Raw genomic sequence first — 22,691 nt, 5'->3', positions numbered from 1 at the left:
TCGTACGGCGGGTTGCCGAATCACCGGGATGCGGTGGCGGGCTCGGCGCCGTCCTCGCTCGTGGCGGGGACCGCGGCGGGCCGCTGCGCGGGCAGTGTCGCACGCGAGCGGCATTCCGGGGGCTCGATGCTGATCTTGGGCAGGCGGCGGTCCAGCCAGGCCGGGAGCCACCAGTTCGCGCCGCCGAGCAAGTGCATCAGCGCCGGGACGAGGAGGGTGCGCAGGACGAAGGCGTCGAGTGCGACGGCCGCGGCGAGCGCGATGCCGAACATCGCGATGATCCGGTCGCCGCTGAGCACGAAGGCCAGGAAGACGGAGATCATGATGACCGCCGCCGAGTTGATCACCCGGCTGGTCTCGGCGAGGCCGACGCGGACGGCCCGCCGGTTGTCACCGGTCTCCAGCCACTCCTCGTACATCCGGCTGACGAGGAACACCTGGTAGTCCATGGACAGCCCGAAGAGGACCGACACCATGATCACCGGCAGGAAGGGCTCGACCGGGCCGGCGCTGCCCAGGCCCAGCAGCTCGCTGCCCCAGCCCCACTGGAAGATCGCCACGACGACGCCGAAGGAGGAGGCGACGGCCGCGACGTTCATGGCGGCCGCCTTGAGCGGGATGCCGACGGAGCGGAAGGCCAGCAGCAGCAGGACGCAGCCGAGGGCGATCACCACCCCGACGAACAGCGGCAGTTTCCCGACGATGACGTCGGCGAAGTCGTCGTAGCCCGCGGTCACACCGCCGACGTGGACGGTCATCGAGTTGCCGTGCCCGGCGGTCGGGATGACGCTCTCGCGCAGCGTCGTGACCAGCTCGCTCGTGGCCCGGGACTGCGGGGCGGAGTCCGGGATGACGGTCAGGACGGCGGTGTCCCCACTGCGGTTGAAGACGGCCGGACCGGTGGCGGCGACGCCGTCGGTCTTGCGCAGCGCCTCCGCCAGCCGGTCGACGGCGAGCCGGTCCCCGGCGCCGTCGAGGCGGGAGACGACGGTGAGCGGGCCGTTCACTCCGGGGCCGAACCCGTCGGCGAGCAGGTCGTAGGCCTGCCGGGTGGTGGAGCCCGCCGGGTTGTTGCCCTGGTCGGAGGTGCCCAGGTGGAGCGCGAAGGTGGGCAGCGCCAGGACGGCCATGACCAGCGCGGCGAAGGTGCCGAGCAGCTTGGGGTGCCGCTCCACGAAGGCAGACCAGCGGGCGGCGAACCCGGTGGGCGTTTCGGGCCGCGGGCCTTCCGCGGCGAGCCTGCGGCGCTCGCGGCGCGAGAGGGCGCGCATGCCGATGTACGAGAGGAGGGCGGGGAGCAGGGTGACCGAGGCGGCCACGGTCAGCACCACGGTGAGGGAGGCGGCGATCGCGACGCCGTTCAGGAAGTTCAGGCGCAGCACCAGCATGCCGAGCAGGGCGATGCAGACGGTGGCCCCGGCGAAGACGACGGCCCTGCCGGTGGTGGCGACGGCCCGCTCGGCGGCCTCCTCGACCGGCAGGCCGCGCATGAGGCCCTTGCGGTGCCGGGTCACGATGAACAGTGCGTAGTCGATGCCCACGCCGAGCCCGACGAGGGTGCCGAGCATCGGGGCGAAGTCGGCGACGGGCATGGCGTGCCCGAGCAGGGTGATGCCGGAATACGCGGTGCCCACGCTGACGAGGGCGGTCGCGATGGGCAGCAGGCTCGCGGCGAGCGAGCCGAAGGCGAGGAAGAGGACCAGGGCCGCGACGGCCACGCCGATGACCTCGGCGAGGTGGGCGGTGGGTGCCTCGGTCAGGGCGACGGCCTGCCCGCCGAGCTCGACCTGGAGTCCGTCCGCCTCGGTGGTGGGGTTCTTCGCGGCGTGAACGACGGCCTGGGCCTGGGCCTTGGGTACGGAGTCGGCCGGCCGGTCGAACGTCACCACGGCATAGGCGGTCCGCCCGTCGGGGCTGATCTGCGCGGCGCTCTCGGGGCCGGATCCGTACGGGCCGGCGACCGAACCGACGCCGGGAAGCCCGGCGATGGTGTCGAGGGCCTTGGCCATGCGCTGCTCGACGGCGGGGGTACGGACGCTCTGATGCTCCGGGGCCCGCCAGACGACGGTGTCGGTGTCGCCGCCCTGGCCGTGGAAGCCCGCGCGCAGGAGGGCGTGGGCACGGCTGGATTCGGTGCCGGGGACCTCGTAGTCGTTGGAGAACGCCGATCCGGCGGTCCCGGCGGCCACGGCCGCGCCGCCGAGGGCGAGCAGCCAGAGGAGGACGGCCACCAGGCGGTGCCGCAGGCACCAGCGCGCGATCACTGCCAACGGACGTGCTCCCTGGTGGTTCGGATCTTTACCGGGGCTGCCCGACGCAAAGACGCTGGAACTCGTGAAGGCCCGGCCGAAGGCCCGGGGGATCGCCCAGGGACCGGCCGGGAGTCGGCCGAATATCGGCCAAGATGGTCTACAGCGCAACGATCCCAGCGTTTGGTGATCGTTGGCCCCTTTCGTGTGCATCGTCACAGGGGCGCGGGGGGTGCTACGGGACCAAGGTCATCCGCCCGAGGGGCCCTTCGCCGGGCCGTCCGCCCCGTCGGCCCGGTAGCCCGGTACGGAGGGCCACCTGACGGTGAGCACCACCGCGTCCTCCTCGGCGTACCAGGAGTGGTCGACGCCCCGGCCCCAGACCACGTAGTCGCCCTGCTCGGCGAGGACGACGGTCCGGCCGGGGAACTCCAGCCGGAAGCGGCCGCTGATCAGCACCTGGAGCGCGGTGCGCTCCTCGCCCCGCACCCACTGGGCCCGCTCCTCGCCCTTGGGGTGGACTCCCCACTTGATCTCGACGTCCTCGCTGTGGCGCGGATCGGCGGGGTCCTTGAAGTGGCCGAGGAGCCAGCCTCGGTCGGTGGCGGCGTCCGGGGCCGCTTTGCCGGTGTAGATGGAGTCGTCGTTCACGGGGGTGAGGCTAATGCAGTTGTGCGGGCGTGCGGACGGCTGGTGAGCTGGGCCGATGACGATCGATGCTGACGAACTGGCGGACGTACGGGCCGCGTACGACCGGGAGATGCGCCGCGATGCCCTGCCGGACACCGCGGACACACGGGTGGAGCGGGCGGGGGTGGTCGTACGGCAGACCGCGGCCGGCGGCGGTGCCGGGTGGAACGGGGTGCTCTGGTCGGACCTCGACGAGGAGACGGCGGACGCGGAGATCGCGGCGCAGGTGGCGTACTTCGCGGGCCGCGGGGCCGGCGAGGTCGAGTGGAAGCTGTACGGCCACGACCGCCCGGCGGATCTCGGGGACCGGCTGCGTGCGGCGGGCTTCGTACCGGAACCGGCCGAGACCCTCATGGTGGGACGGGCGGACGAGCTCGCCGCCCTGCCGGTGGAACCGCCCGAGGGGATCACCCTGCGGGTGGTGACGGACGAGGCGGGCGTCGACCTGATGATGGACGTCCACGCGAAGGCCTTCGGCACGGAGCGCCCCGCGATCCGGCACCTCCTGCTCACCCTGCTGCGGGAGGAGCCCGAGACCCTCGCGGCGGTGGTGGCGATGGCCGGGGACACCCCGGTGAGCGCGGCCCGCATGGAGATGCGTCCGGGCGCCTCGTTCGCCGGCCTCTGGGGCGGCGGCACCCTGCCGCAGTGGCGGGGCCGGGGCATCTACCGCCTCCTGGTCGCCCACCGGGCCCGCATCGCGGCGGCCCGCGGGATCCGGTACCTCCAGGTCGACGCCTCCGCCGACAGCCGCCCGATCCTCCAGCGCCTGGGCTTCGCCACCCTGGGCACGACGGTCCCGTACCTCTGGACCCCGAAGCCGTAGCGGGAGCGGAGGGCTCCGGGGGAGGATCGGGGGATGGAACGAATCGGGCCGCCGCTGACCGGGAACGAGCGGGAGACGCTGCGCGCCTTCCTCGACTACCACCGGGCCACCCTCGCCTGGAAGTGCGAGGGGCTCACCGACGAGGAGCTGCGGCGGCCCTCGATGCCGCCGTCCACCCTGTCCCTGCTGGGCCTGGTCCGGCACATGGGCGAGGTGGAACGGCACTGGTTCCGCCGCACCCTGAACGGCGAGGAGCTCCCCCACCTCTGGTCCGACACCCACGACTTCCAGGCCGCCTACGACGCCTCCGGCTCCACGCGCGAGGAGGCGTTCGGGGCCTGGGAGGCGGAGGTCGCGCACGCACGCCGCATCGAGGCGGCGGCCGAGTCCCTCGACGTGACGGCGTACGTGGCCAGTTGGCAGGAGGAGGCCTCGCTGCGCCTCGTCATGCTCCACCTGATCCACGAGTACGCGCGCCACAACGGCCACGCCGACTTCCTGCGCCAGGCCGTCGACGGCGCCACCGGGGCCTGACGGTCCGCCCCGAAGGGACGGCCCCGCCCTCCGGCGGTCCGTCCGGGGATCCGTCAGGCCGCACGCCAGTAGCCCAGGCCGTTCACCCGCTGCTTCGGGAGGGACAGGTCCTTGCGCAGGTAGGCCGTCAGCGTGCGGGTCGTCGCCGTGTCGCAGGCCAGCCATACGTACGCCGACTCCGGGTCGCCGACGAGCTCCGGGAGCTCCTTCTTGACCTGCTCCACCAGCGCCGAGCCCGCGCGCCCGACCCGCCTGACCTCGTGCCGGGCCGGGTCCAGCCGTACCGGGAGGCCGGCGTCCGAGGCGTGCTGGGTCTCCAGCCAGATCGTCGCCGGTGTCCGCGGGTAGGCGTCCAGCAGGGAGTTGATCGCCGGGACCGAGGCCGGGTCGCCGATCACCAGCAGCCGCTCCGGCTCCGGCGCCGGGGCGGTGAAGCCGGTCCCCTGGACGGTGGCCTCGATGGTGTCGCCGGCCTTCGCGGCCCGCGCCCACGCGCTCGCGGGGCCGTCGTGGAGGGCGAACTCCAGGGCGAACGTTCCCGCCCGCGGATCCGGGTCGACGAGCGTGTACGCCCGGGTGTGCGGCTTGCCCGCGTTGTCGAACCACAGCCGCACCCACATCGTCGGGTGGAGTGATGCACCGGCCGCCGCGAGCAGCCCGCCGTCCGTCACGTACACGCGGCGGTAGTGCTCCGTGACCTCTTCCGCGCCCGTGACCGTGAACGTGAAGTCCTTGCCGCGCAGAAGCCGCAGGACCACGCCTTCCCATCCCTTGCCGACGCCCGCCATGGCGACCACCCCTCCCTCTTGAACCCCTATAGTTAGGGCAGCCTAACCTAATGCACTGGGGGAAGAGTGTGAGCCTTCTGAACAACGCCGGCGCCTTCGAGCTCTACCGCGACGATTGGGGCATCCCCCATCTGCGCGCCGCCGACGCCGACCGCCTCGCCTACGCCCAGGGCCACACCACCGCCCTCGACCGCGCCTGGCAGCTGGAGGTCGAGCGCCACCGCGCCCAGGGCTCCAGCTCCGCCTTCCTCGGCCCGGACTCCGTCTCCTGGGACCGCTTCGTCCGCCAGGCCCGGCTCGCCGACACCGCCCGCCGCTGCCACGAGGCCCTCGACCCGCAGACCGCCGCCTGGGTCGGAGCCTACGTGGACGGCGTCAACGACGGACTCGCCCGGGGCGCCGCCCGCGACGAGCGGTTCGCGCGCACCGGCCACACCCCGACCCCCTGGGAGCCGTGGGTCCCGCTCGGCATCTGGATCGCCACCCACATCCTCTTCGCCGGGTTCGCCACCAAGCTGTGGCGCGAGCGCGTGGCCGGCGCCCTCGGCGACGAGGCCGTCACCCTCTTCGCCACCGACGGCCCCGGCACCGCCGGCAGCAACGGCTGGCTGGTCCCGGGCGAGCGGACCGGCACCGGCTCGGCGCTCATCGCGGGCGACCCGCACCGGTTCATCGAGGACCCGGGCGTGTACCAGCAGATACGCCTGTCCTGCCCCGAGTACGACGTCATCGGCCTGGCCGTCCCCGGCATCCCCGGCCTCGGCCACTTCGGGCACACCGGCGGCGCCGCCTGGGCGATCACCAACGCCATGGCCGACTACCAGGACCTGTACGTCGAGCGGCTGCGCCCCGCCGCCGACGGCACCGGCCTCGAGGCCCTCGGCCCCGAGGGCGCCTGGGAGCCCGTCCACCGGCACACCGAGACGATCACCGTCGCCGGCGCCGACCCGGTCGAGGTCGAGGTGCTGGAGACCGCCCGCGGCCCCGTGATCACCCGCGGCGGGGCGGCGGACCCGCAGGAGGAGGACGCGGAGCAGACCCTCTCGCTGCGCTACCCGCCCCGCGTCCGCCGCGATCTCGGCTTCGCCGTCCTCCCCGCGCTGCTGCGTGCCCGTACGGTCGCCGACATCGACCGCGCCCTCGACGGCTGGGCCGAGCCCGTCAACGTCGTCCACGCCGCCGACACCGAGGGCGGCCTGCTGCACCGAGTCGCCGGCGCCGTCCCGCTGCGCGACCCGGCCAACCGGCTGCGCCCGGTGCCCGCCTGGGACCCGCGGTACGCCTGGCAGGGCTGGGCCGAGACCCCCGCCGAGCCCGTGCAGGGCTTCGCCGTCATGGCCAACGCCCGCGGCATCGCCTCGCCGCTCGGCGTGGAGTTCGCGCCCCCGCACCGGGCCGACCGCATCCGCGAGCTGCTCTCCGGCTCCGCGGACTGGTCCCCGAAGGCGATGGCCGACGTACACCGGGACACCTACCTGGCCTCGGCCGCGCCGCTGCTGGCCCTGCTGCCCGGGCTCGACGGCCTGTCCCCCGCCGCGCAGGCGCTGCGCGCCCGACTGCTCGCCTGGGACCGGCACATGGCCGCCGAGAGCACCGACGCCACCGTCTTCTCGGCGCTGCGGACCGCGGCCGTACGCCGCTTGGCCGCCGATCCCGCCCTCGCCGCCCTGGCGGGGGCGCCCACCGGCCCCGAGGTGTTCCACCCCTGGCTGTACCTGGTCCCCCGCGTCGGCTACGCCCTGGAGGGGTTGCTGACCACCGCCCTCCTGCCCGCCCTCGACCGGGCGGCCCACGTACGCGCCGCCCTGGAGGAGACCGCCGCGGCGGACACCCCCGACACCCCGTGGTCGCAGGTGCACCGCCTCGCGCCCTGGTCGGCGCTGCCCGACCCGGACGCGCAGTGGCCCGGCCTGGGCGGCGACCACGACTGCGTGAACGCCACCTCCACCGTCCCCGGTTTCACCGACCTCACCGCCCGCGCCTCGGCCGCCCGCTACGTGTGGGACCTGGCCCGCCGCGAGGACAGCCTCTGGGCGGTCCCCCTCGGCGCGGACGGCGTCACCGGATCACCCCACCACCGCGACCAGCTCCCGTACTGGGCTCAGTGCGAACTCGTCCCCGTCGTCACCGACTGGACCCGTCTCACCAAGGAATCCGTATGACCAGCAGCAGCGCGTCCTCCTCCGCCGGCACCCGACGGCCCGTGTACTCCCAGCGCGTCGAGGGGGTCGGCACGGTCACCCTCGCCCCCGTCGACCCGGCCGCCGACGCCGCGCTGATCCACTCCTGGGTCACCGAGGAACGGGCCCGCTTCTGGGGCATGCGCGAGGCCAGCCGCGAGCTCGTCCGGGAGATCTACGAGGACGTCGACCGCCGCACGACCCACCACGCGTTCCTCGCCCGCCGCGACGGCGAGCCCGCCGGGCTGTTCCAGACGTACGACTGCGCCGAGGACCGGATCAGCGAGTGCTACGAGGTCCTGCCCGGTGACACGGGCGTGCACCTGATGATCGGCCCGGCGCGGGGCGCCTCCGAACGCGGCTTCAGCGCGGGCCTGATCGGGGCCTTCCTCTCCTACGTCCTCTCGGACGGAACCACCCGCCGGATCGTCGCGGAGCCCGACGCGCGCAACGAGAAGGCCATCGCCCGCCTGGTGCGGAGCGGCTTCGAGCTGGGCCCCGAGGTCGAGCTCCCGGAGATCGACCTGCCCGAGGTCCACCTCCCGGCGAAGCGGGCCCGCCTCGTCTTCTTCGAGCCCGGGGCAAACTGACCGTTCCGATTGACCGTGTGATTCCGGCCACGCCAGACTGATGCCCACTCAAAGCATCGGCGCTGGGGGGAAATTGACCAGCCAGAATCTGCACATCGGGCCGGATGCGGCAGCAGACCGGTACCGGCTGCTGCGGTCCATCGGGCGCGGCGGGGAGGCCGTGCTCTATCTCGCGGAGATCGAGCTCGCGGGTGGCAGCGAACCGGTGGTCGTCAAGGTGCTCGACTCCAAGACGACCATCACGCCCGACGAGTTCGACCGGATCAGCCGGAAGTGGAACGAGCAGGCCGAGCTCCTGCGCTTCGTGCACCGCCCGGGCGTCGTCGGCGTGCGGGAGCACTTCGAGGGGCCTCCGATCCACCGGTCGGGGGAGTCCGGGACGCTGACCGGGCGGGCCCTCGTCCTCGTGATGAACCACGTGGACGGGCTCGACCTGCGCGACTGGCGCGCCGAACGGAATCTCGCCACGGCCGCCGAGCGGCGCGAGGTGATGCGGACGCTGGAGCAGCTGGCCGACGTCCTGGACTGGCTGCACTCGGGGAAGGCCACCCCGTCCGGGCGCCAGGTGATCCACGGCGACCTGTCACCGGGCAATGTGATGGTGGACGGTCATGGGCAGGCCACCCTGGTGGACTTCGGGCTCAGCAAGCTCACCGCCGACCACCAGACGGCCGAGGTGTGGTTCACCCCGGGGTACGCGGCTCCCGAGGTCTTCGACGGCAAGCGCACCCCGGCGGCGGACCGCTACGCGTTCGGGGCCATCGCGTACTTCCTGCTGAGCGGCGAGTCGCCGCCCAACTCCCCCGATCAGCTGGCCCGGGCGATGGCGGAGCTGCCGCAGATCGCGGTACTGGACGCCGAGCGGCGCGCCCGGATCACCGCCGTGTACGCGGGCGACCCGACGCAGCGGCCCGTCAGCCTGGCCGGCTGGATGAAGGACGTACGGCACGCGGTGGTGTCCACGACCTCCTCGACCTCGCAGCGGGCGGTGCAGGACGCGGTCCCGGTGCCGCTTCCGGCGAGGCCCGCGGCGCCTCCGCAGCCCGCGGGTCCGCCGCCGGTCCACACGCCGGTCCCCTCCCCGCCCCCGCCGGCCCGGGACGCGCAGCCGCAGCCGCAGCCGCAGCCGCAGCAACCCCAGCCGCAGGTCCAGCCGCAGGCGCAGGTCCAGGCGCAGACCCGGCCGGAGCACGTGCCCGCCGGGTACGGGCCGACGTACCCGCTGCACGAGTCCCCGCCGCCGGGGCCCGCCGCGCCGAAGAGGCGGCGGGCCGGGCTCGTCCTGGGCTCGGTGGCCGCCGTGCTGGTCATCGCGGCGATCGCCGTGGTCGGCGTACGGCTGCTGGACGAGGACAAGGGCGGCGACCAGGCCTCGGACGGCAAGGGCGGCAGCTCCGCCTCCGAGCCGGCCACACCGCAGGAGGAGTCCCCGACGCCCACGCCGTCACCGAGCGAGAGCGAGAGTACGGACGCCGGGGCGACGCCCGAGCCCACCGCCAGCGGCACCCAGCCCGGCGGCGTGGCGCCGGACATCAAGGCCGCCGACCTGACGCTGCTGACGCCCATCGCGGGGCTGGGCAATTTCACCGTCGGGGCCGCGAAGATCAACACCAAGCAGTACGGGGCCGCCTTCATCGCACAGCCGGACTGCAACGACGAGGCGATCACGGAGTTCGACCTCAACCGCGAGTGGAAGCACCTGGAGTTCACCGCCGGGATCGACGACGGCTCGACGCACGAGAAGGGCCGGGTCAGCATCTCGCTCGACGGGAAGCCCGCGGCCTTCTCCGAGCTGGTCGAGCTCGGCAAGCCGGCCACGCGGTCGGTGGACGTGACCGGAGCCCTGCGGCTGCGCGTCAAGGTGGACATGGGCTGCGACAACGGCACCGTCGTCATCGCCGCACCGCAGCTGACCCGCTGAACGACGGACGGCCCCGCACCGGAAGCGAAATCCGGTGCGGGGCCGTCTCGGTCGTACGGGAGCGGCTCGGCCGACTACTCCGAGACGCCCAGGCGCTCCAGGATGAGCTCCTTGACGCGTGCCGCGTCGGCCTGCCCGCGGGTGGTCTTCATGACCGCGCCGACCAGGGCGCCGACGGCGGCGATCTTGCCGCCGCGGATCTTGTCGGCGATGGCCGCGTTGCCCGCGATGGCCTCGTCGACGGCCGCGCCGAGCGCGCCCTCGTCCGAGACGACCTTCAGGCCGCGCTTCTCGACGACCTCGTCCGGGGTGCCCTCGCCGGCGAGGACGCCCTCCAGGACCTGGCGGGCCAGCTTGTCGTTCAGCTCGCCGGCCGCGACCAGGGCCGCGACGCGCGCGACCTGCGCCGGGGTGATCGGCAGCTCGTCGACGACGACGCCCTGCTCGTTGGCGTTGCGGGCCAGCTCGCCCATCCACCACTTGCGGGCCGCCGTCGAGTCGGCGCCGGCCTCGATGGTGGCGACGATGGAGTCCACCGCGCCCGCGTTGAGGATCGACTGCATGTCGTGCTCGTTCACGCCCCACTCCTCGCGGAGGCGGTTGCGGCGCACGCGCGGCATCTCGGGCAGACCGCCGCGCAGCTCCTCGACCCAGTCGCGGGCCGGGGCCACGGGGACCAGGTCGGGCTCCGGGAAGTACCGGTAGTCCTCGGCGTTGTCCTTGATGCGGCCGGCGGTGGTGGAGCCGTCCTCCTCGTGGAAGTGCCGGGTCTCCTGCACGATCGTGCCGCCGGACGAGAGCACCGCCGCGTGGCGCTGGATCTCGAAGCGGGCGGCGCGCTCGACGGAGCGCAGCGAGTTGACGTTCTTCGTCTCGCTGCGGGTGCCGAACTCGGACTCGGGGGTCGGGCGCAGCGACAGGTTCACGTCGCAGCGCATCTGGCCCTTGTCCATGCGGGCCTCGGAGACGCCGAGGGCCTTGATGACCTCGCGCAGCTCGGCGACGTACGCCTTGGCGACCTCGGGGGCCCGTACGCCCGCGCCCTCGATCGGCTTGGTGACGATCTCGATGAGCGGGATGCCGGCGCGGTTGTAGTCCAGCAGGGAGTGGGACGCGCCGTGGATACGGCCGGTGGCGCCGCCGACGTGCAGCGACTTGCCGGTGTCCTCCTCCATGTGGGCGCGCTCGATCTCCACGCGGAAGATCTCGCCGTCCTCCAGCTGTACGTCGAGGTAGCCGTTGAAGGCGATCGGCTCGTCGTACTGGGAGGTCTGGAAGTTCTTCGGCATGTCCGGATAGAAGTAGTTCTTCCGGGCGAAGCGGCACCACTCGGCGATCTCGCAGTTCAGCGCGAGACCGATCTTGATGGCCGACTCGACGCCGATCGCGTTGACGACGGGCAGCGAGCCGGGCAGACCGAGGCAGGTGGGGCAGGTCTGCGAGTTGGGCTCGGCGCCCAGCTCGGTCGAGCAGCCGCAGAACATCTTGGTCTTGGTGCCGAGCTCGACATGGACCTCGAGGCCCATGACGGGGTCGAACGAGGCGAGAGCGTCCTCGTACGACAGCAGTTCGGTGAAGGTGGTCACGGTGAAACTTTCCCTCTCAGCCCAGCAGGACGTCGTCGTCGCCCAGGCGCTTCAGCTCGCGGTACAGGATCGCGAGACCGGTGACGATGGCGGCGGCGGACACGACGGCGTCGACGAGCTTCAGCGTGTCGTGCTCGGTGCGGGCCTTCTTGACCTGCTTGATCACGCCGAGGGCGCCGAAGGCGGTGGTGCCCATCGACAGGTACGTGCCGGTCTTGGACTTCTTGAAGCCCTTGGCCTTGGTCAGTGCACTGGTGCTCACAGGGACGGTGCCTCCTCAAGCAGCGGGTGACCCCAGCGCTCGACGAAGGCTGCCTCCACGGCGGCGCCGACCTTGTACAGCCGGTCGTCCTTCATCGCCGGGGCGATGATCTGCAGCCCGACCGGCAGGCCGTCCTCCGGTGCCAGGCCGCAGGGGAGCGACATGGCGGAGTTGCCGGCCAGGTTGGTCGGGATGGTGCACAGGTCCGCGAGGTACATCGCCAGCGGGTCGTCGGTGCGCTCACCGATGGCGAAGGCGGTGGTCGGGGTCGTCGGGGAGACGATCACGTCGACCTGCTCGAAGGACTTCTCGAAGTCCCGGGTGATGAGCGTGCGGACCTTCTGGGCGGAGCCGTAGTACGCGTCGTAGTAGCCGGAGCTCAGCGCGTAGGTACCCAGGATGATGCGGCGCTTGACCTCGTCGCCGAAGCCGGCTTCGCGGGTGAGCGCGGTGACGTCCTCGGCGGACTTGGTGCCGTCGTCGCCGACGCGCAGGCCGTAGCGCATGGCGTCGAAGCGGGCCAGGTTCGAGGAGCACTCGGACGGCGCGATCAGGTAGTACGCGGCCATCGCGAGGTCGAAGGAGGGGCAGTCCAGCTCGACGATCTCGGCGCCCAGCTCCTTGAGGAGCTCGACGGACTCGTTGAAGCGCTGGACGACGCCGGCCTGGTAGCCCTCGCCGGCGAACTGCTTGACGACGCCGACGCGCATGCCGGCGACGGAGCCGTTGCGGGCCGCCTCGACGACCGGCGGGACCGGGGCGTCGATGGAGGTGGAGTCCATCGGGTCGTGGCCCGCGATGACCTCGTGGAGGAGGGCCGCGTCCAGGACCGTGCGGGCGCAGGGCCCGCCCTGGTCGAGGGAGGAGGAGAAGGCGACCATGCCGTAGCGGGAGACGCCGCCGTACGTGGGCTTCACGCCGACCGTGCCCGTGACGGAGGCGGGCTGGCGGATGGAGCCGCCGGTGTCCGTGCCGATCGCGAGCGGGGCCTGGAAGGCGGCCAGCGCGGCCGCGGAGCCGCCGCCGGAGCCGCCGGGGATGCGGGTGAGGTCCCAGGGGTTGCCGGTGGGCCCGTACGCGCTGTTCTCGGTGGAGGACCCCATGGCGAACTCGTCCATGTTGGTCTTGCCGAGGATGACGACGTCGGCTTCCTTGAGCTTGCGCGTCAAGGTGGCGTCGTAGGGCGGGATCCAGCCTTCGAGGATCTTCGAACCGACGGTGGTCGGGACCCCGACGGTGGTGAAGATGTCCTTGAGGGCGAGCGGGACGCCAGCCAGCGGGCCGAGCTTCTCGCCGCGCTCGCGCTTGGCGTCGACGGCGCGCGCCTGGGCGAGGGCGCCCTCGCGGTCGACGTGCAGGAAGGCGTGGACCTTCTCGTCGGTCGCGTCGATGCGGGCCAGGTGGGCCTCGGTGACCTCGACGGCCGTGAGCTCGCCGGAGGCGATCTTCTCGGCGGTCTGGGCGGCCGTGAGCTTGATGATCTGGTCAGTCATGTTGTTAGTCCTCCCCCAGGATCTGCGGCACCTTGAAACGCTGCTGCTCCTGGGCGGGAGCGCCGGAAAGCGCCTGCTCGGGGGTGAGCGACGGTCGGACCTCGTCCGCGCGCATGACGTTCGTCAGCGGCAGCGGGTGGGAGGTCGGCGGGACGTCTTGGTCGGCGACCTCGGAAACGCGGGCGACCGCGCCGATGATGTCGTCGAGCTGTCCGGCGAAGTGGTCCAGCTCTTCGGCCTTGAGCTCCAGACGTGCCAGCCGAGCGAGGTGGGCAACCTCCTCGCGCGTGATGCCAGGCATGCAGCGATCCTCTGGGGGTGGTGAGTGTGTAGTTTCGTGCCCAATCCTATGGGGCGGGGCCCCGGACCCACGAAACCGTTTCCCACCAGGGGCGCCCCGGGCCCGGTGCGGGCCGCGGGGCGGACTGCTCGTACGGCTGCCGTACGGATGCCTGCCCGGCTGTCGGCCGGGCTACTGGGCCGGGGTTTCCGCCGGGGCCGGGGCGGCCGACAGCTCCGCCGTGATGTCCGCCGGGCGGCGCCAGCCGCGCTCACCGCGGGCCAGCAGCCAGGCCGTGGCCTCCTGCGGGGGCATGGCGGCCGCGACCAGCCAGCCCTGGACGGCGTCGCAGCCGAGGTCCCGCAGGCGCTCCCAGGTCTCGTCGTCCTCGACGCCCTCGGCGACGACGAGCAGCCCGAGAGAGTGCGCCAGGTCGACGGTGCAGCGGACGATCTCCGCGTCCTGCGCGTCCACCGCGAGCCGCGCCACGAACGAGCGGTCGATCTTCAGCTCGCTGACCGGCAGCCGCCGCAGGTGCACCAGGGAGGAGTAGCCGGTGCCGAAGTCGTCGAGCGACATCTTCACGCCGTGGCCGGTCAGGCCCGCCATGGTGTCGGCGGCCCGCTGCGGGTCCTCCAGCAGCACGTGTTCCGTTATCTCCAGCTGGAGACCGCTGGCCGGGACCCCGTGCCGGGCGAGGCGGGCCGCGACCGCGCCCGCGAAGCCGGGGGTGTGCACGTCGCGCGGCGAGACGTTGACGGCGACCGGGACCTTCAGGCCCTGCGCCCGCCAGCGCGCCACCTGGGCGAGGGCGGTCTCCAGCACGTACTCGGTGAGGTGGGGCATCAGCCCCGAGGTCTCGGCGATCGCGATGAACTCGTCGGGCGAGACCCGGCCGCGTTCCGGATGCACCCAGCGCACCAGGGCTTCGAGCCCTGCCACCTGGCCGTCGAAGCGGACCTTGGGCTGGTAGTGCAGTTCCACTTCCCCGGCGTCGAGGGCGCGGCGCAGATCGCCGAGGAGGCCGAGCCGGTCGGGCGTGTTGCTGTCGCGCTTGGACTCGTACACCTCCACGCCGGTGCGGTCCCGCTTCGCCTGGTACATCGCGACGTCGGCGCGGCGCAGCAGCCCCTCCGCGTCGAGCGCGTGGTCGGGGAAGACGGCGAGGCCGGCGCTGGCCTCCAGGACGAGGGTCAGCCCGTCCAGGTCGAGGGGCGAGCTGAGCTCGGCGACGAGGTGGCGGGCGACGCGCTGGGCGCTGGTGGTGGAGTCGGCGACGGGCAGGAGCACGGCGAACTCGTCGCCGCCGAGGCGGGCGGCCTCGGCGTCCTCGGGCAGGGCCTGGCGGAGCCGGTCGGCGATCTGGAGCAGCAGCCGGTCGCCGGCGAGGTGGCCCAGCGTGTCGTTGACCGCGCGGAACCGGTCCAGGTCGATCAACACAAGAGCTGACCGGGTGCCCAAACGTTCAGCCTCGTCCAGGGCAGACCAGGCCCGCTCCAGCAGCCACTGCCGGTTCGGCAGCCCGGTCAGCGGGTCGCGCAGCTGCTCCTCGGCCCGCGCCCGGGCGATCCACAAGGTGGAGTCCAGTGCGATCAGGGGTACGGCGAACAGCGGCAGCAGCACCGGCTGCGTCACGGCGACCACGCAGATCAGCGGGGCGATGCCGAGCAGGGCGACCGCGACTAAGGCCTGGCGGAGCAGGGCCGTGCGGGCGACGGTGGGCAGGGCGCCGCCGCGCGGGGTCTGCGCGAGCCACAGCAGCACCTTGGTGACCAGCAGGTAGGCGAGGGCCACCAGGGCGATCTCGGGGACCGCCTCCAGCCCCCAGGTGGTGGGCCGCCACGGGGCCTCGACGGTCGGCGTGTCGCCGAAGGCGGCGAGTACGAGGGCGCCCGCGCCGATGCCGAGGATGTCGGTGGCGCCGTGCAGCAGCCCCTGCCGCCAGCGGTGCCGGCGCGCGGCCCCGACCAGGGAGACCACCGCGAGCGAGACGAGTCCCGCGGGCACCCAGCCGTAGAGGACGAGCACGCCGAGGGTGAGCGCCGCGCCCGAGCCGGTGCCGCCCCACCAGCGGTCGCGGCCCAGCGCGACGAGGTGGCCGACGATGATGCCGGTCAGCAGCGCGAGCGCCCAGCCGACCGGGCCGCCGGGGAACAGGGCGTGACGGTCACTCAGCGCGGAGGCGATGCCGATCGCGAGGACGGCGGCGGACAGGCCCACGACGATGAACGGCAGCACGGTGCGCTGCGCCGCTCTGCCCGGTCCCGCGCCGCTGTCGAGCAGATGGGTGTCCGGCGTCCTGGCACCCAGGACACCGAGCCGGCCCGTCCGCATGGACGGGATCTCCCCGCCGACATCAGGTGACGGGTCGGCGCTTTCGGTGGGTTTCATGCCCGTCCCTCTCACAGCCGGCAATGCCGATGCCACGCGATGGCCCCGATGTCATGCCATCACGGCTGGAAGCGCATCACGCAGCCGTGCACGACAGGCGCCCCCCTCAACAGTAGGACGCGAGAGGCCCCCAGGGGCAGCGGTCGGCGGCGGTTGCCCGAATGCGACCCAGCCATCCTCATCAGTACGGTATCCGCCGAACGGGTGAGTTTGGACCAGGACTCCCGGGTCACCCATCCGATGATCCGACAGGTCACCGCCCTGCGAACAGCCCTGTACCGGCCTTTTACCACCGGGTGTTGCGCCTGGCGTGCGCCCGCCCGTACGGCCGCACGCCACGCATCCGTTCGCGTTCGCCACTCCTTGGCCCCGGCCACCTGCGTGTCGGCCGCGGGGCGTTACTCCGCTCCGGCCCCGCCGTCCACCGGGAGCGCGGCCTCGCGGGCCGCGTCCGGACCCTGTTCGAGCAGCACCGCGAAACCCGCGTCGTCGAGGACGGCCAGTTTCAGCTGCATCGCCTTGTCGTACTTGGAGCCCGGGTTCTCGCCGACCACGACGAAGGAGGTCTTCTTCGAGACGGATCCGGTCACCTTCGCGCCGCGGCTCTGCAGGGCCTCCTTCGCTCCGTCCCGCGTGTGGCTCTGCAAAGTGCCGGTGACGACGACGGTCAGGCCCTCCAGCGGGCGCGGCCCCTCCTCCTCGCCGGAACCTTCCTCCTCCATCCGTACCCCGGCCTCCCGCCACTTGCGCAGGATCTCCTGGTGCCAGTCGACGGCGAACCACTCCTTGACCGCCGCCGCGATGATCGGCCCGACGCCCTCGGTGGCGGCGAGCTCCTCCTCGGTGGCCTGCTCGATCCGCTCGACCGACCGGAACTCGCGGGCCAGGGTCTCCGCCGCGACGGGTCCCACGTGCCGGATGGAGAGGCCGTTGATGAAGCGGGCGAGCGGGCGGTCCTTGGCGGCCGCGATGTTCTCCAGCATGGACAGGGCGTTCTTCCGCGGCTCGCCCTTCTGGTTGGCGAAGACCGTGGCGATCTTCTCCTCGCCGGTCTTCGGATCGCGCTTCGGCAGCCCGCTGTCGGCGTCCAGGACGTACGCCTTGATGGGCAGCAGCTGCTCGATGGTGAGGCTGAACAGGTCGCCCTCGTCGAGCATCGGCGGCTCGGCCGGCTCCAGCGGGTTGGTGAGCGCGGCCGCGGCCACCGCGCCGAAGTTCTCGATGTCCAGGCACTGGCGGCCGGCCAGGTAGAACAGCCGCTCGCGCAACTGGGCGGGGCACGTCTGCCCGTTGGGGCAGCGGAGGTCGATGTCGCCCTCCTTCATCGGCCGCAGCGCCGTCCCGCACTCGGGGCACTCGGCCGGCATGACGAACTCCCGCTCGCTGCCGTCGCGCAGGTCCACCACCGGGCCGAGGATCTCGGGGATGACGTCGCCGGCCTTGCGCAGCACCACGGTGTCCCCGATGAGCACGCCCTTGGCCTTGACGACCTCCTGGTTGTGCAGGGTCGCGAACTCGACCTCCGAGCCGGCCACCGTCACCGGCTCCACCTGCGCGTACGGGGTCACCCGCCCGGTGCGGCCGACGCCGACCTTGATGTCGATCAGCTTGGTGTTGACCTCTTCGGGGGCGTACTTCCACGCGATCGCCCAGCGCGGGGCGCGGGCCGTGGAGCCCAGGCGGCCCTGGAGCGGGATCTCGTCGAGCTTGACGACGACGCCGTCGATCTCGTGCTCCACGGAGTGCCGGTTCTCGCCGAAGTAGGCGATGAACTCGCGGACCTCCGCGAGCGAGGACACCGCCTTGTTGTGCCGGGCCGTGGGCAGACCCCACTCGCCGAGCAGCTCGTAGGCGTGGCTGAGCTTGTCGATGTCGAAGCCCTCGCGCGCGCCGATGCCGTGCACCACCATGTGCAGCGGGCGGGTGGCGGTGACCTTCGGGTCCTTCTGGCGCAGCGAACCGGCGGCCGCGTTGCGCGGGTTGGCGAAGGGCTTGTCCCCGGCCTCGACGAGCCGGGCGTTGAGCTCCTCGAACTTCTCCATCGGGAAGAAGACCTCGCCGCGGATCTCGACGAGCTCGGGGATCCGCTCGCCCTTGAGGCGGTCCGGGATCTCCGCGATGGTGCGGACGTTGGGCGTGATGTCCTCGCCGGTGCGGCCGTCGCCGCGGGTGGCGGCCCGGGTCAGGCGGCCCTTCTCGTACGTGAGGTTGACGGCGAGGCCGTCCACCTTGAGCTCGCACAGGTAGTGGAAATCGGGGGTGTTGACGTCCCGGGCCACCCGCTCGGCCCAGGCCGCCAACTCCTCCTCGTCGAAGGCGTTGTCGAGGGAGAGCATGCGCTCCCGGTGCTCGACGGACGCGAAGTCCGTCTCGTACGCCCCGGCCACCTTCTGGGTGGGCGAATCGGGCGTGCGCAGCTCCGGGTACTGGTCCTCCAGCGCCTCCAGCGAGCGCAGCAGCTTGTCGAACTCGGCGTCGCTGACGACCGGCTGGTCGTTCACGTAGTACCGGAAGCGGTGCTCCTCGACCTGCTCGGCCAGCAGCGCGTGCTGCTCGCGCACCGCCGCCGGTGCGGCCGTGCCGTCGCCGGCCTGCTTCTGTTCGGCTGCCATGCCGTGTCCTCCCGTGGCCCGTCTTTTTCCGTCACTCAGGGTTGTCGGCGAGCGACCTCGCCGCCCTGACGCAGTGCGCCTGCGCGGCGCGCGCGTAGGCGGGCGAAGCGCCCGCCAGACCGCACGCCGGGGTGACCACGACGGACTCCGCCAGAGTCCCCGGGGCCAGCCCCAGCCTGCGCCAGAGCTTCCTGACACCCATGACGCTACCGGCAGGGTCCGACAACGGGGCGTCGGTGCCCGGCACCACTCCGACGAAGAGTTTCGTGCCGCTTTCGACGGCCTCGCCGATGGCGTCGTCCTCGCGCTCGGTGAGCAAGGAGAAATCGAACGACACCCCCGTGGCGCCGGCCCGCCGGAGCAGTCCGAAGGGCACCTCGGGTGCGCAGGAGTGGACGACGACCTCCCCGTCGTGGACGGCGAACAGCTCGCGCAGGGTGCCCTCGACGACCTGCCGGTCGACGGCCCGGTACGTGCGGTACTTGCTCGCGGACCGCACCCGTCCCAGCAACACCGCGGTCAGCGACGGCTCGTCGAGCTGGAGCACGATCTCGGCGCCGGGGATCCGCTTGCGGACGTCGGCGAGGTGGTCGCGCAGCCCCTCCGCGAGCGATCCGGCCAGGTCTCGGCAGGCGCCGGCGTCCTGGAGCACGGCCTCGCCGCCGTGCAGTTCCAGGGCGGTGGCCAGGGTCCACGGGCCGACGGCCTGGACCTTGAGCCGGCCTGTGTACCCCTGGGTGAACTCTTCGAGGGCGTCGAGGTCCTCGCCGAGCCAGGACCGGGCCCGCTTCGAGTCGCGCCCCGGCCGATCGCTGATCCGCCAGCCGCTGGGCTCGACGTGGGCGTACATGTCGACGAGCAGCCCGAGGGAGCGGCCGATCATGTCCGCGCCGGGCCCGCGGGCGGGCAGTTCGGGGAGGTAAGGGAAGTCCTCGAAGGACCCGGTGGCGGTCTTGGCCGCCTCCCGGGCGTCGCCGCCGGGCAGGGAGCCGACGCCGGTGGCGCCCGCGGTCATCGGCCGGGCCTGACGCTCAGGTCGTTGACCTCGGCGTCGCGGGGCAGGTCGACGGCCATGACGATGGTGGTGGCCACGGACTCGGGGTCGATCCAGGCGGAAGGGTCGTACTCCTTGCCCTCCTGGGAGTGCACCTTGGCCTGCATCGCGGTCGCGGTCCGCCCGGGGTAGACGGAGGTGACGCGGATGCCGTTCGCCTTCTCCTCGGCGCGCAGCGAGTCCGCGAGGGCCTTGAGCCCGTGCTTGGAGGCGGCGTACGCGCTCCAGTCGGCGTGGGCGGTCAGGCCGGCGCCGGAGTTCACGAAGACCACGGTGGCGCGGGAGGCGCGCAGGGTGGGCAGCAGCAGCCGGGTGACCTCGGCGGGGGCGATCAGGTTCACGTTGAGCTGCTGGTGCCAGGTCTTGGGGCGCAGCTCGCCGACGGGGCCGAGGTCGACGATCCCGGCGATGTGCAGGAGCGAGTCGATCCGCTCCGGGAGGGGCTGCTTGGAGAAGGCCCACGACAGCCGGTCGGGGTCGGAGAGGTCGCCGACGAGCGCGCGCGAGCCGGGGTAGCGCTCGACGAGCTGCTTGCCGCGGGCGGCGTCGCGGGCGAGCAGGACGAGGTCGTCGCCGCGGGCGTGCAGCCGGGCGGCGACGGCGGCGCCGATGCCCGCTCCGGCACCGGTGATCAGGTGAGTAGCCATGGGTCCCATGCTCGCACCCCGCGGCCGCCGCCCCGGTCCCGGTCGGCGGCCCCGTCAGCGCCCCCGGGCCGCGCGGTGGGCCGCCTCGATCACGGCGCGGGCGGCGGCCGCCCGTTCGGCGGTGACGGGCGGCAGGTACGCGTGCCCGACCAGGGCCCCCGGGGCCGCCGCCACGACCGCCGCCCGCATGTCCCGGGGCCCGGCCCAGAGCCGCAGCGCGTCGTCCCGTACTCCCCCGGCTACCGCTGGGTGGTGCCCCCAGCCCAGCGCGGCGTCGTGGTCCGGCGCGGGCGGGGCGAAGCGGCCGCCCGCGGCCCGGACGTGCTCGCTCCAGCGGTCCTCCCAGAACTCCACGGTCCAGCCGGCCCAGAGGGCTGCCGCCCGCTCCGCCCGGGGCTGGGCGCCGAGCAGCCACCAGCCGACGCTGCGGCGTGCGGGGTCGATGTGCAGTCCCGCACCGGCGTGGGCCGTGTACGCGGTGTGGCGGGGGGCGTCGTCGAGCCGGCGCAGGAGGTCGGGGCCCTCGGCGAGGGGGTGGTCCGCGCCGAGGTCGAGCACGTGGCAGCGGTCGGCGCCGACGGTGACCACGGCCGTCATCGGCACCACGTCGGCCAGTTCCTCGTCGTCCGGGCCGAGCGTGAACAGGGGGTACGCGGTTCCGGTGGTGCTGTGGTCGTCGGCCGGGTCCAGGCCGAGCCGGGTCCGCAGGCCGGTCTGGCCCTCGTAGGCCCAGCGCACCCGCCAGTCCGGCCAGGCACGGCGCAGCAGGGCGAGGGCCGCGCTCCGCGTGCGCATCGTGGCCGCGGCCCCCTCCTGGGCGAAGAGGAGCAGCTCCCGGCGGACGGGGTCGACCAGGACTCCGGCCTCGACCGAGTCGTCGGAGCGGCGGAACGCCTCGTCGCGGGCGGTGTGCGTACGCAGCAGCGGCAGCAGGACGTCCGGGCCGGCCAGGAGGTGGAGGTCCAGGGCGAGGGAGCCCCAGGAGTCGTAGGCGCCCTGGTGGCCGTGGGCGCCGGCGAGGACGTGGACGGCGGGGTGGCTCATCACAGGCCCGCTTCCGCGCGCAGGCGGGCCGCCGTCTTCGTCGCGTCGTAGCCGGGCGGGACGCCGTCCACCAGGATGACCTCGCCCGGGATGTGGCGGGTGCGCAGCGGGATCAGGGCCTGGTAGGCCGGGGAGGCGTACCAGGCGCGGGCGCGCTCGATGTCCGGGAAGCCCAGGACCACCACGGTCCCGGGGAACGGGCCCTCCATGACCTCGACCTGCGCCCCGTGGACGAGGAAGCGTCCGTCGAAGGGGTCCATCGTCGACTGGATCTCCTCGATGTAGCGGAGGATCTCCTCGTTCATGGTCCCGGGGCGTATGTGGGCGATGGCGTACGCGGTCATGGCTCTGGCCTCCGCGGTCTCAAGTGGTCTGCCGGATCGGGCTGTTGGTCCGATCCTGCCAAGCCGGTGAGCCGAAGGCCATGACCTCCGGGGTCATGCCTCCACGGCCACCGGGCTGCCGGGCCGGAAGGTCCGGCGGTAGGCGATCGGCGAGATGCCGAGGGCGGCCCGCATGTGCTGGCGCAGCGAGTTGGCGGAACCGAAGCCCGACCGGTGCGCGACGAGGTCGACCGGCAGGTCGCTGGACTCCAGGAGCTGGCGGGCGACTTCGAGGCGCTGGACGGTGAGCCACTGCACCGGGGTCATGCCCACCTCGTCGCGGAACCGCCGGGTGAAGGTGCGCAGGCTCATCCGGGCGTGGGCGGCCAGCTCGGCCAGCGTGACCGGCTCGGCGAGCCGCTCCAGCGCCCAGGCGCGGGTGGCGGTGGTGGTGGCGACGGTGGGCTCGGGGACGGGCCGGTCGATGTACTGGGCCTGCCCGCCGTCCCGCCACGGCGGTACGACGCACAGCCGCGCGGCGCGGTTGGCGGCGGCCGTGCCGTGGTCGGCGCGGATCAGGTAGAGGCACAGGTCGATGCCGGCGGCGACGCCCGCCGAGGTGAGGAGGGAGCCGTCGTCGACGAAGAGCACGTCCTCGTCGAGCAGGACGCGCGGGAACGCCCGCTGGAACTCCGGCGCGTGCGCCCAGTGCGTGGTGGCGCGCCGGCCGTCGAGCAGCCCGGCGGCGGCGAGCACCTCGGAGCCGGTGCAGATGGACACGATCCGGGCGCCGGGCCGGATGGCGGCCAGGGCCTCGACGAGGGCCCGCGGCAGGGGCTCGCCGCGCAGCAGCCCGGGCATGGCGTGGGTGGGCGGGACGATCACGGTGTCGGCCGCGGCGAGCGCCTCGGGGCCGGCCGTGACGCCGATGGTGAAGCCCGCGTCGCTTGTCACGGGCTGCCCGTCGGCGGTGCAGACGGTGACCTCGTACAGGGCGCCGCCGTCCTCGGCGCGGGCGTTGCCGAACACGCGGGACGGCATTCCGAGCTCGAAGGGGGCGACGCCTTCGAGGGCGAGTACGGCAACACGGTGCAGAACGGACATGGCCAGATCCTGTCACATGGTGGCCGTACGGCCAACACCATGCGGGACCGGATGCGGCCAAGCTGGAGCCACGGCCGGGAAAACCGGCACGGAGTATCCCAAGCACTACCAAGTGTC

General features: G+C 73.1%; 19 protein-coding genes. 5 read left to right on the top strand and 14 right to left on the bottom strand.

Features of this window, described 5'->3' with window-relative positions; translation table 11 throughout:
* Positions 1–20: 20 nt before the first annotated feature.
* Together ACFYZS_RS03030 and ACFYZS_RS03025 are read right to left on the bottom strand one after the other, a co-directional pair.
* Positions 21–2,270, bottom strand: a complete 2,250-nt coding sequence (locus ACFYZS_RS03030; protein ID WP_389006113.1) for an MMPL family transporter — start codon at positions 2,268–2,270, stop codon at positions 21–23.
* A gap of 228 nt (positions 2,271–2,498) precedes the next feature.
* Positions 2,499–2,900: a signal peptidase I gene (locus tag ACFYZS_RS03025; RefSeq protein ID WP_389006111.1), complete on the bottom strand. Its 402-nt coding sequence runs from the start codon at positions 2,898–2,900 to the stop codon at positions 2,499–2,501.
* A 55-nt stretch (positions 2,901–2,955) separates the two neighbouring features.
* On the opposite strand from ACFYZS_RS03025, the gene ACFYZS_RS03020 reads away from it, so the two are divergent.
* Positions 2,956–3,765: a GNAT family N-acetyltransferase gene (locus ACFYZS_RS03020; RefSeq protein WP_389006109.1), complete on the top strand. Its 810-nt coding sequence runs from the start codon at positions 2,956–2,958 to the stop codon at positions 3,763–3,765.
* A gap of 33 nt (positions 3,766–3,798) precedes the next feature.
* Positions 3,799–4,299 carry a DinB family protein gene (locus ACFYZS_RS03015; RefSeq protein WP_389006107.1) on the top strand — a complete coding sequence of 167 codons (501 nt, stop codon included), beginning with the start codon at positions 3,799–3,801 and terminating at the stop codon, positions 4,297–4,299.
* A gap of 53 nt (positions 4,300–4,352) precedes the next feature.
* On the opposite strand, the gene ACFYZS_RS03010 is transcribed toward ACFYZS_RS03015, so the two are convergent.
* Complete coding sequence (locus tag ACFYZS_RS03010; RefSeq protein ID WP_389006311.1) at positions 4,353–5,087, bottom strand: siderophore-interacting protein; 735 nt, start codon at positions 5,085–5,087, stop codon at positions 4,353–4,355.
* Positions 5,088–5,155: 68 nt separating this feature from the next.
* Here ACFYZS_RS03010 and ACFYZS_RS03005 point away from each other — a divergent pair, with 68 nt between their 5' ends.
* The 3 genes from ACFYZS_RS03005 to ACFYZS_RS02995 all read left to right on the top strand — a co-directional run bounded on the left by ACFYZS_RS03005 (position 5,156) and on the right by ACFYZS_RS02995 (position 9,778).
* The gene (locus tag ACFYZS_RS03005; protein ID WP_389006105.1) at positions 5,156–7,249 is read left to right on the top strand and encodes a penicillin acylase family protein; all 2,094 of its coding nucleotides are present in this window, start codon (positions 5,156–5,158) and stop codon (positions 7,247–7,249) included.
* Positions 7,246–7,857, top strand: a complete 612-nt coding sequence (locus ACFYZS_RS03000; protein ID WP_389006103.1) for a GNAT family N-acetyltransferase — start codon at positions 7,246–7,248, stop codon at positions 7,855–7,857. The genes ACFYZS_RS03005 and ACFYZS_RS03000 overlap by 4 nt, the downstream gene beginning before the upstream one ends.
* Before the next feature lie 73 nt (positions 7,858–7,930).
* Positions 7,931–9,778, top strand: a complete 1,848-nt coding sequence (locus tag ACFYZS_RS02995; RefSeq protein WP_389006101.1) for a protein kinase — start codon at positions 7,931–7,933, stop codon at positions 9,776–9,778.
* Positions 9,779–9,852: 74 nt separating this feature from the next.
* On the opposite strand, the gene gatB is transcribed toward ACFYZS_RS02995, so the two are convergent.
* The 11 genes from gatB to ACFYZS_RS02940 all read right to left on the bottom strand — a co-directional run bounded on the left by gatB (position 9,853) and on the right by ACFYZS_RS02940 (position 22,574).
* Complete coding sequence (gatB, locus tag ACFYZS_RS02990) at positions 9,853–11,364, bottom strand: Asp-tRNA(Asn)/Glu-tRNA(Gln) amidotransferase subunit GatB (RefSeq protein WP_389006099.1); 1,512 nt, start codon at positions 11,362–11,364, stop codon at positions 9,853–9,855.
* 16 nt (positions 11,365–11,380) lie between these two features.
* Positions 11,381–11,560, bottom strand: coding sequence for a hypothetical protein (locus ACFYZS_RS02985; RefSeq protein WP_229345000.1), 180 nt, complete (start codon positions 11,558–11,560; stop codon positions 11,381–11,383).
* Positions 11,561–11,622: 62 nt separating this feature from the next.
* Complete coding sequence (gene gatA / locus ACFYZS_RS02980; RefSeq protein WP_389006097.1) at positions 11,623–13,119, bottom strand: Asp-tRNA(Asn)/Glu-tRNA(Gln) amidotransferase subunit GatA; 1,497 nt, start codon at positions 13,117–13,119, stop codon at positions 11,623–11,625.
* A gap of 4 nt (positions 13,120–13,123) precedes the next feature.
* A complete protein-coding gene (gatC, locus tag ACFYZS_RS02975) occupies positions 13,124–13,420 on the bottom strand; it encodes an Asp-tRNA(Asn)/Glu-tRNA(Gln) amidotransferase subunit GatC (RefSeq protein ID WP_010984178.1) in 297 nt (98 codons plus the stop codon).
* Positions 13,421–13,591: 171 nt separating this feature from the next.
* Positions 13,592–15,790, bottom strand: coding sequence for a putative bifunctional diguanylate cyclase/phosphodiesterase (locus ACFYZS_RS02970; RefSeq protein ID WP_389006095.1), 2,199 nt, complete (start codon positions 15,788–15,790; stop codon positions 13,592–13,594).
* Between the two features lie 398 nt (positions 15,791–16,188).
* Positions 16,189–18,402: an NAD-dependent DNA ligase LigA gene (gene ligA, locus ACFYZS_RS02965; RefSeq protein WP_389006093.1), complete on the bottom strand. Its 2,214-nt coding sequence runs from the start codon at positions 18,400–18,402 to the stop codon at positions 16,189–16,191.
* 31 nt (positions 18,403–18,433) lie between these two features.
* On the bottom strand, positions 18,434–19,417 hold the full coding sequence (locus ACFYZS_RS02960; protein ID WP_389006091.1) for a methionine synthase: 984 nt from the start codon (positions 19,415–19,417) through the stop codon (positions 18,434–18,436).
* Positions 19,414–20,103 (bottom strand): SDR family oxidoreductase, encoded by a 690-nt coding sequence (locus tag ACFYZS_RS02955; protein ID WP_389006089.1) that lies wholly within the window; start codon positions 20,101–20,103, stop codon positions 19,414–19,416. Before ACFYZS_RS02955 ends, ACFYZS_RS02960 begins: the two co-directional genes overlap by 4 nt.
* 54 nt (positions 20,104–20,157) lie before the next feature.
* Positions 20,158–21,147, bottom strand: a complete 990-nt coding sequence (locus ACFYZS_RS02950) for a hypothetical protein (RefSeq protein WP_389006087.1) — start codon at positions 21,145–21,147, stop codon at positions 20,158–20,160.
* Positions 21,147–21,491, bottom strand: a complete 345-nt coding sequence (locus ACFYZS_RS02945; protein ID WP_389006085.1) for a DUF1330 domain-containing protein — start codon at positions 21,489–21,491, stop codon at positions 21,147–21,149. The genes ACFYZS_RS02950 and ACFYZS_RS02945 overlap by 1 nt, the downstream gene beginning before the upstream one ends.
* A 93-nt stretch (positions 21,492–21,584) precedes the next feature.
* Positions 21,585–22,574, bottom strand: a complete 990-nt coding sequence (locus ACFYZS_RS02940) for a GlxA family transcriptional regulator (protein WP_389006083.1) — start codon at positions 22,572–22,574, stop codon at positions 21,585–21,587.
* Between the last annotated feature and the right edge of the window lie 117 nt (positions 22,575–22,691).

Origin of the sequence: Streptomyces sp. NPDC001903, assembly GCF_042891345.1 — a bacterium.
GTDB lineage: Bacteria > Actinomycetota > Actinomycetes > Streptomycetales > Streptomycetaceae > Streptomyces.
Note: the sequence above shows the minus strand (reverse complement) of the source record. Positions and strands in the feature narration are given on the sequence as shown.

What these genes read in the sequence shown, in the direction of transcription:
- ACFYZS_RS03020 (WP_389006109.1), top strand. Translation starts at nt 2,956, where the DNA reads ATGACGATCGATGCTGACGAACTGGCGGACGTACGGGCCGCGTACGAC.
- ACFYZS_RS03015 (WP_389006107.1), top strand. Translation starts at nt 3,799, where the DNA reads ATGGAACGAATCGGGCCGCCGCTGACCGGGAACGAGCGGGAGACGCTG.
- ACFYZS_RS03010 (WP_389006311.1), bottom strand. Translation starts at nt 5,087, where the DNA reads ATGGCGGGCGTCGGCAAGGGATGGGAAGGCGTGGTCCTGCGGCTTCTG.
- ACFYZS_RS03000 (WP_389006103.1), top strand. Translation starts at nt 7,246, where the DNA reads ATGACCAGCAGCAGCGCGTCCTCCTCCGCCGGCACCCGACGGCCCGTG.
- ACFYZS_RS02985 (WP_229345000.1), bottom strand. Translation starts at nt 11,560, where the DNA reads ATGGGCACCACCGCCTTCGGCGCCCTCGGCGTGATCAAGCAGGTCAAG.
- gatA (WP_389006097.1), bottom strand. Translation starts at nt 13,119, where the DNA reads ATGACTGACCAGATCATCAAGCTCACGGCCGCCCAGACCGCCGAGAAG.
- gatC (WP_010984178.1), bottom strand. Translation starts at nt 13,420, where the DNA reads ATGCCTGGCATCACGCGCGAGGAGGTTGCCCACCTCGCTCGGCTGGCA.
- ACFYZS_RS02970 (WP_389006095.1), bottom strand. Translation starts at nt 15,790, where the DNA reads ATGAAACCCACCGAAAGCGCCGACCCGTCACCTGATGTCGGCGGGGAG.
- ligA (WP_389006093.1), bottom strand. Translation starts at nt 18,402, where the DNA reads ATGGCAGCCGAACAGAAGCAGGCCGGCGACGGCACGGCCGCACCGGCG.
- ACFYZS_RS02960 (WP_389006091.1), bottom strand. Translation starts at nt 19,417, where the DNA reads ATGACCGCGGGCGCCACCGGCGTCGGCTCCCTGCCCGGCGGCGACGCC.
- ACFYZS_RS02955 (WP_389006089.1), bottom strand. Translation starts at nt 20,103, where the DNA reads ATGGCTACTCACCTGATCACCGGTGCCGGAGCGGGCATCGGCGCCGCC.
- ACFYZS_RS02950 (WP_389006087.1), bottom strand. Translation starts at nt 21,147, where the DNA reads ATGAGCCACCCCGCCGTCCACGTCCTCGCCGGCGCCCACGGCCACCAG.
- ACFYZS_RS02945 (WP_389006085.1), bottom strand. Translation starts at nt 21,491, where the DNA reads ATGACCGCGTACGCCATCGCCCACATACGCCCCGGGACCATGAACGAG.
- ACFYZS_RS02940 (WP_389006083.1), bottom strand. Translation starts at nt 22,574, where the DNA reads ATGTCCGTTCTGCACCGTGTTGCCGTACTCGCCCTCGAAGGCGTCGCC.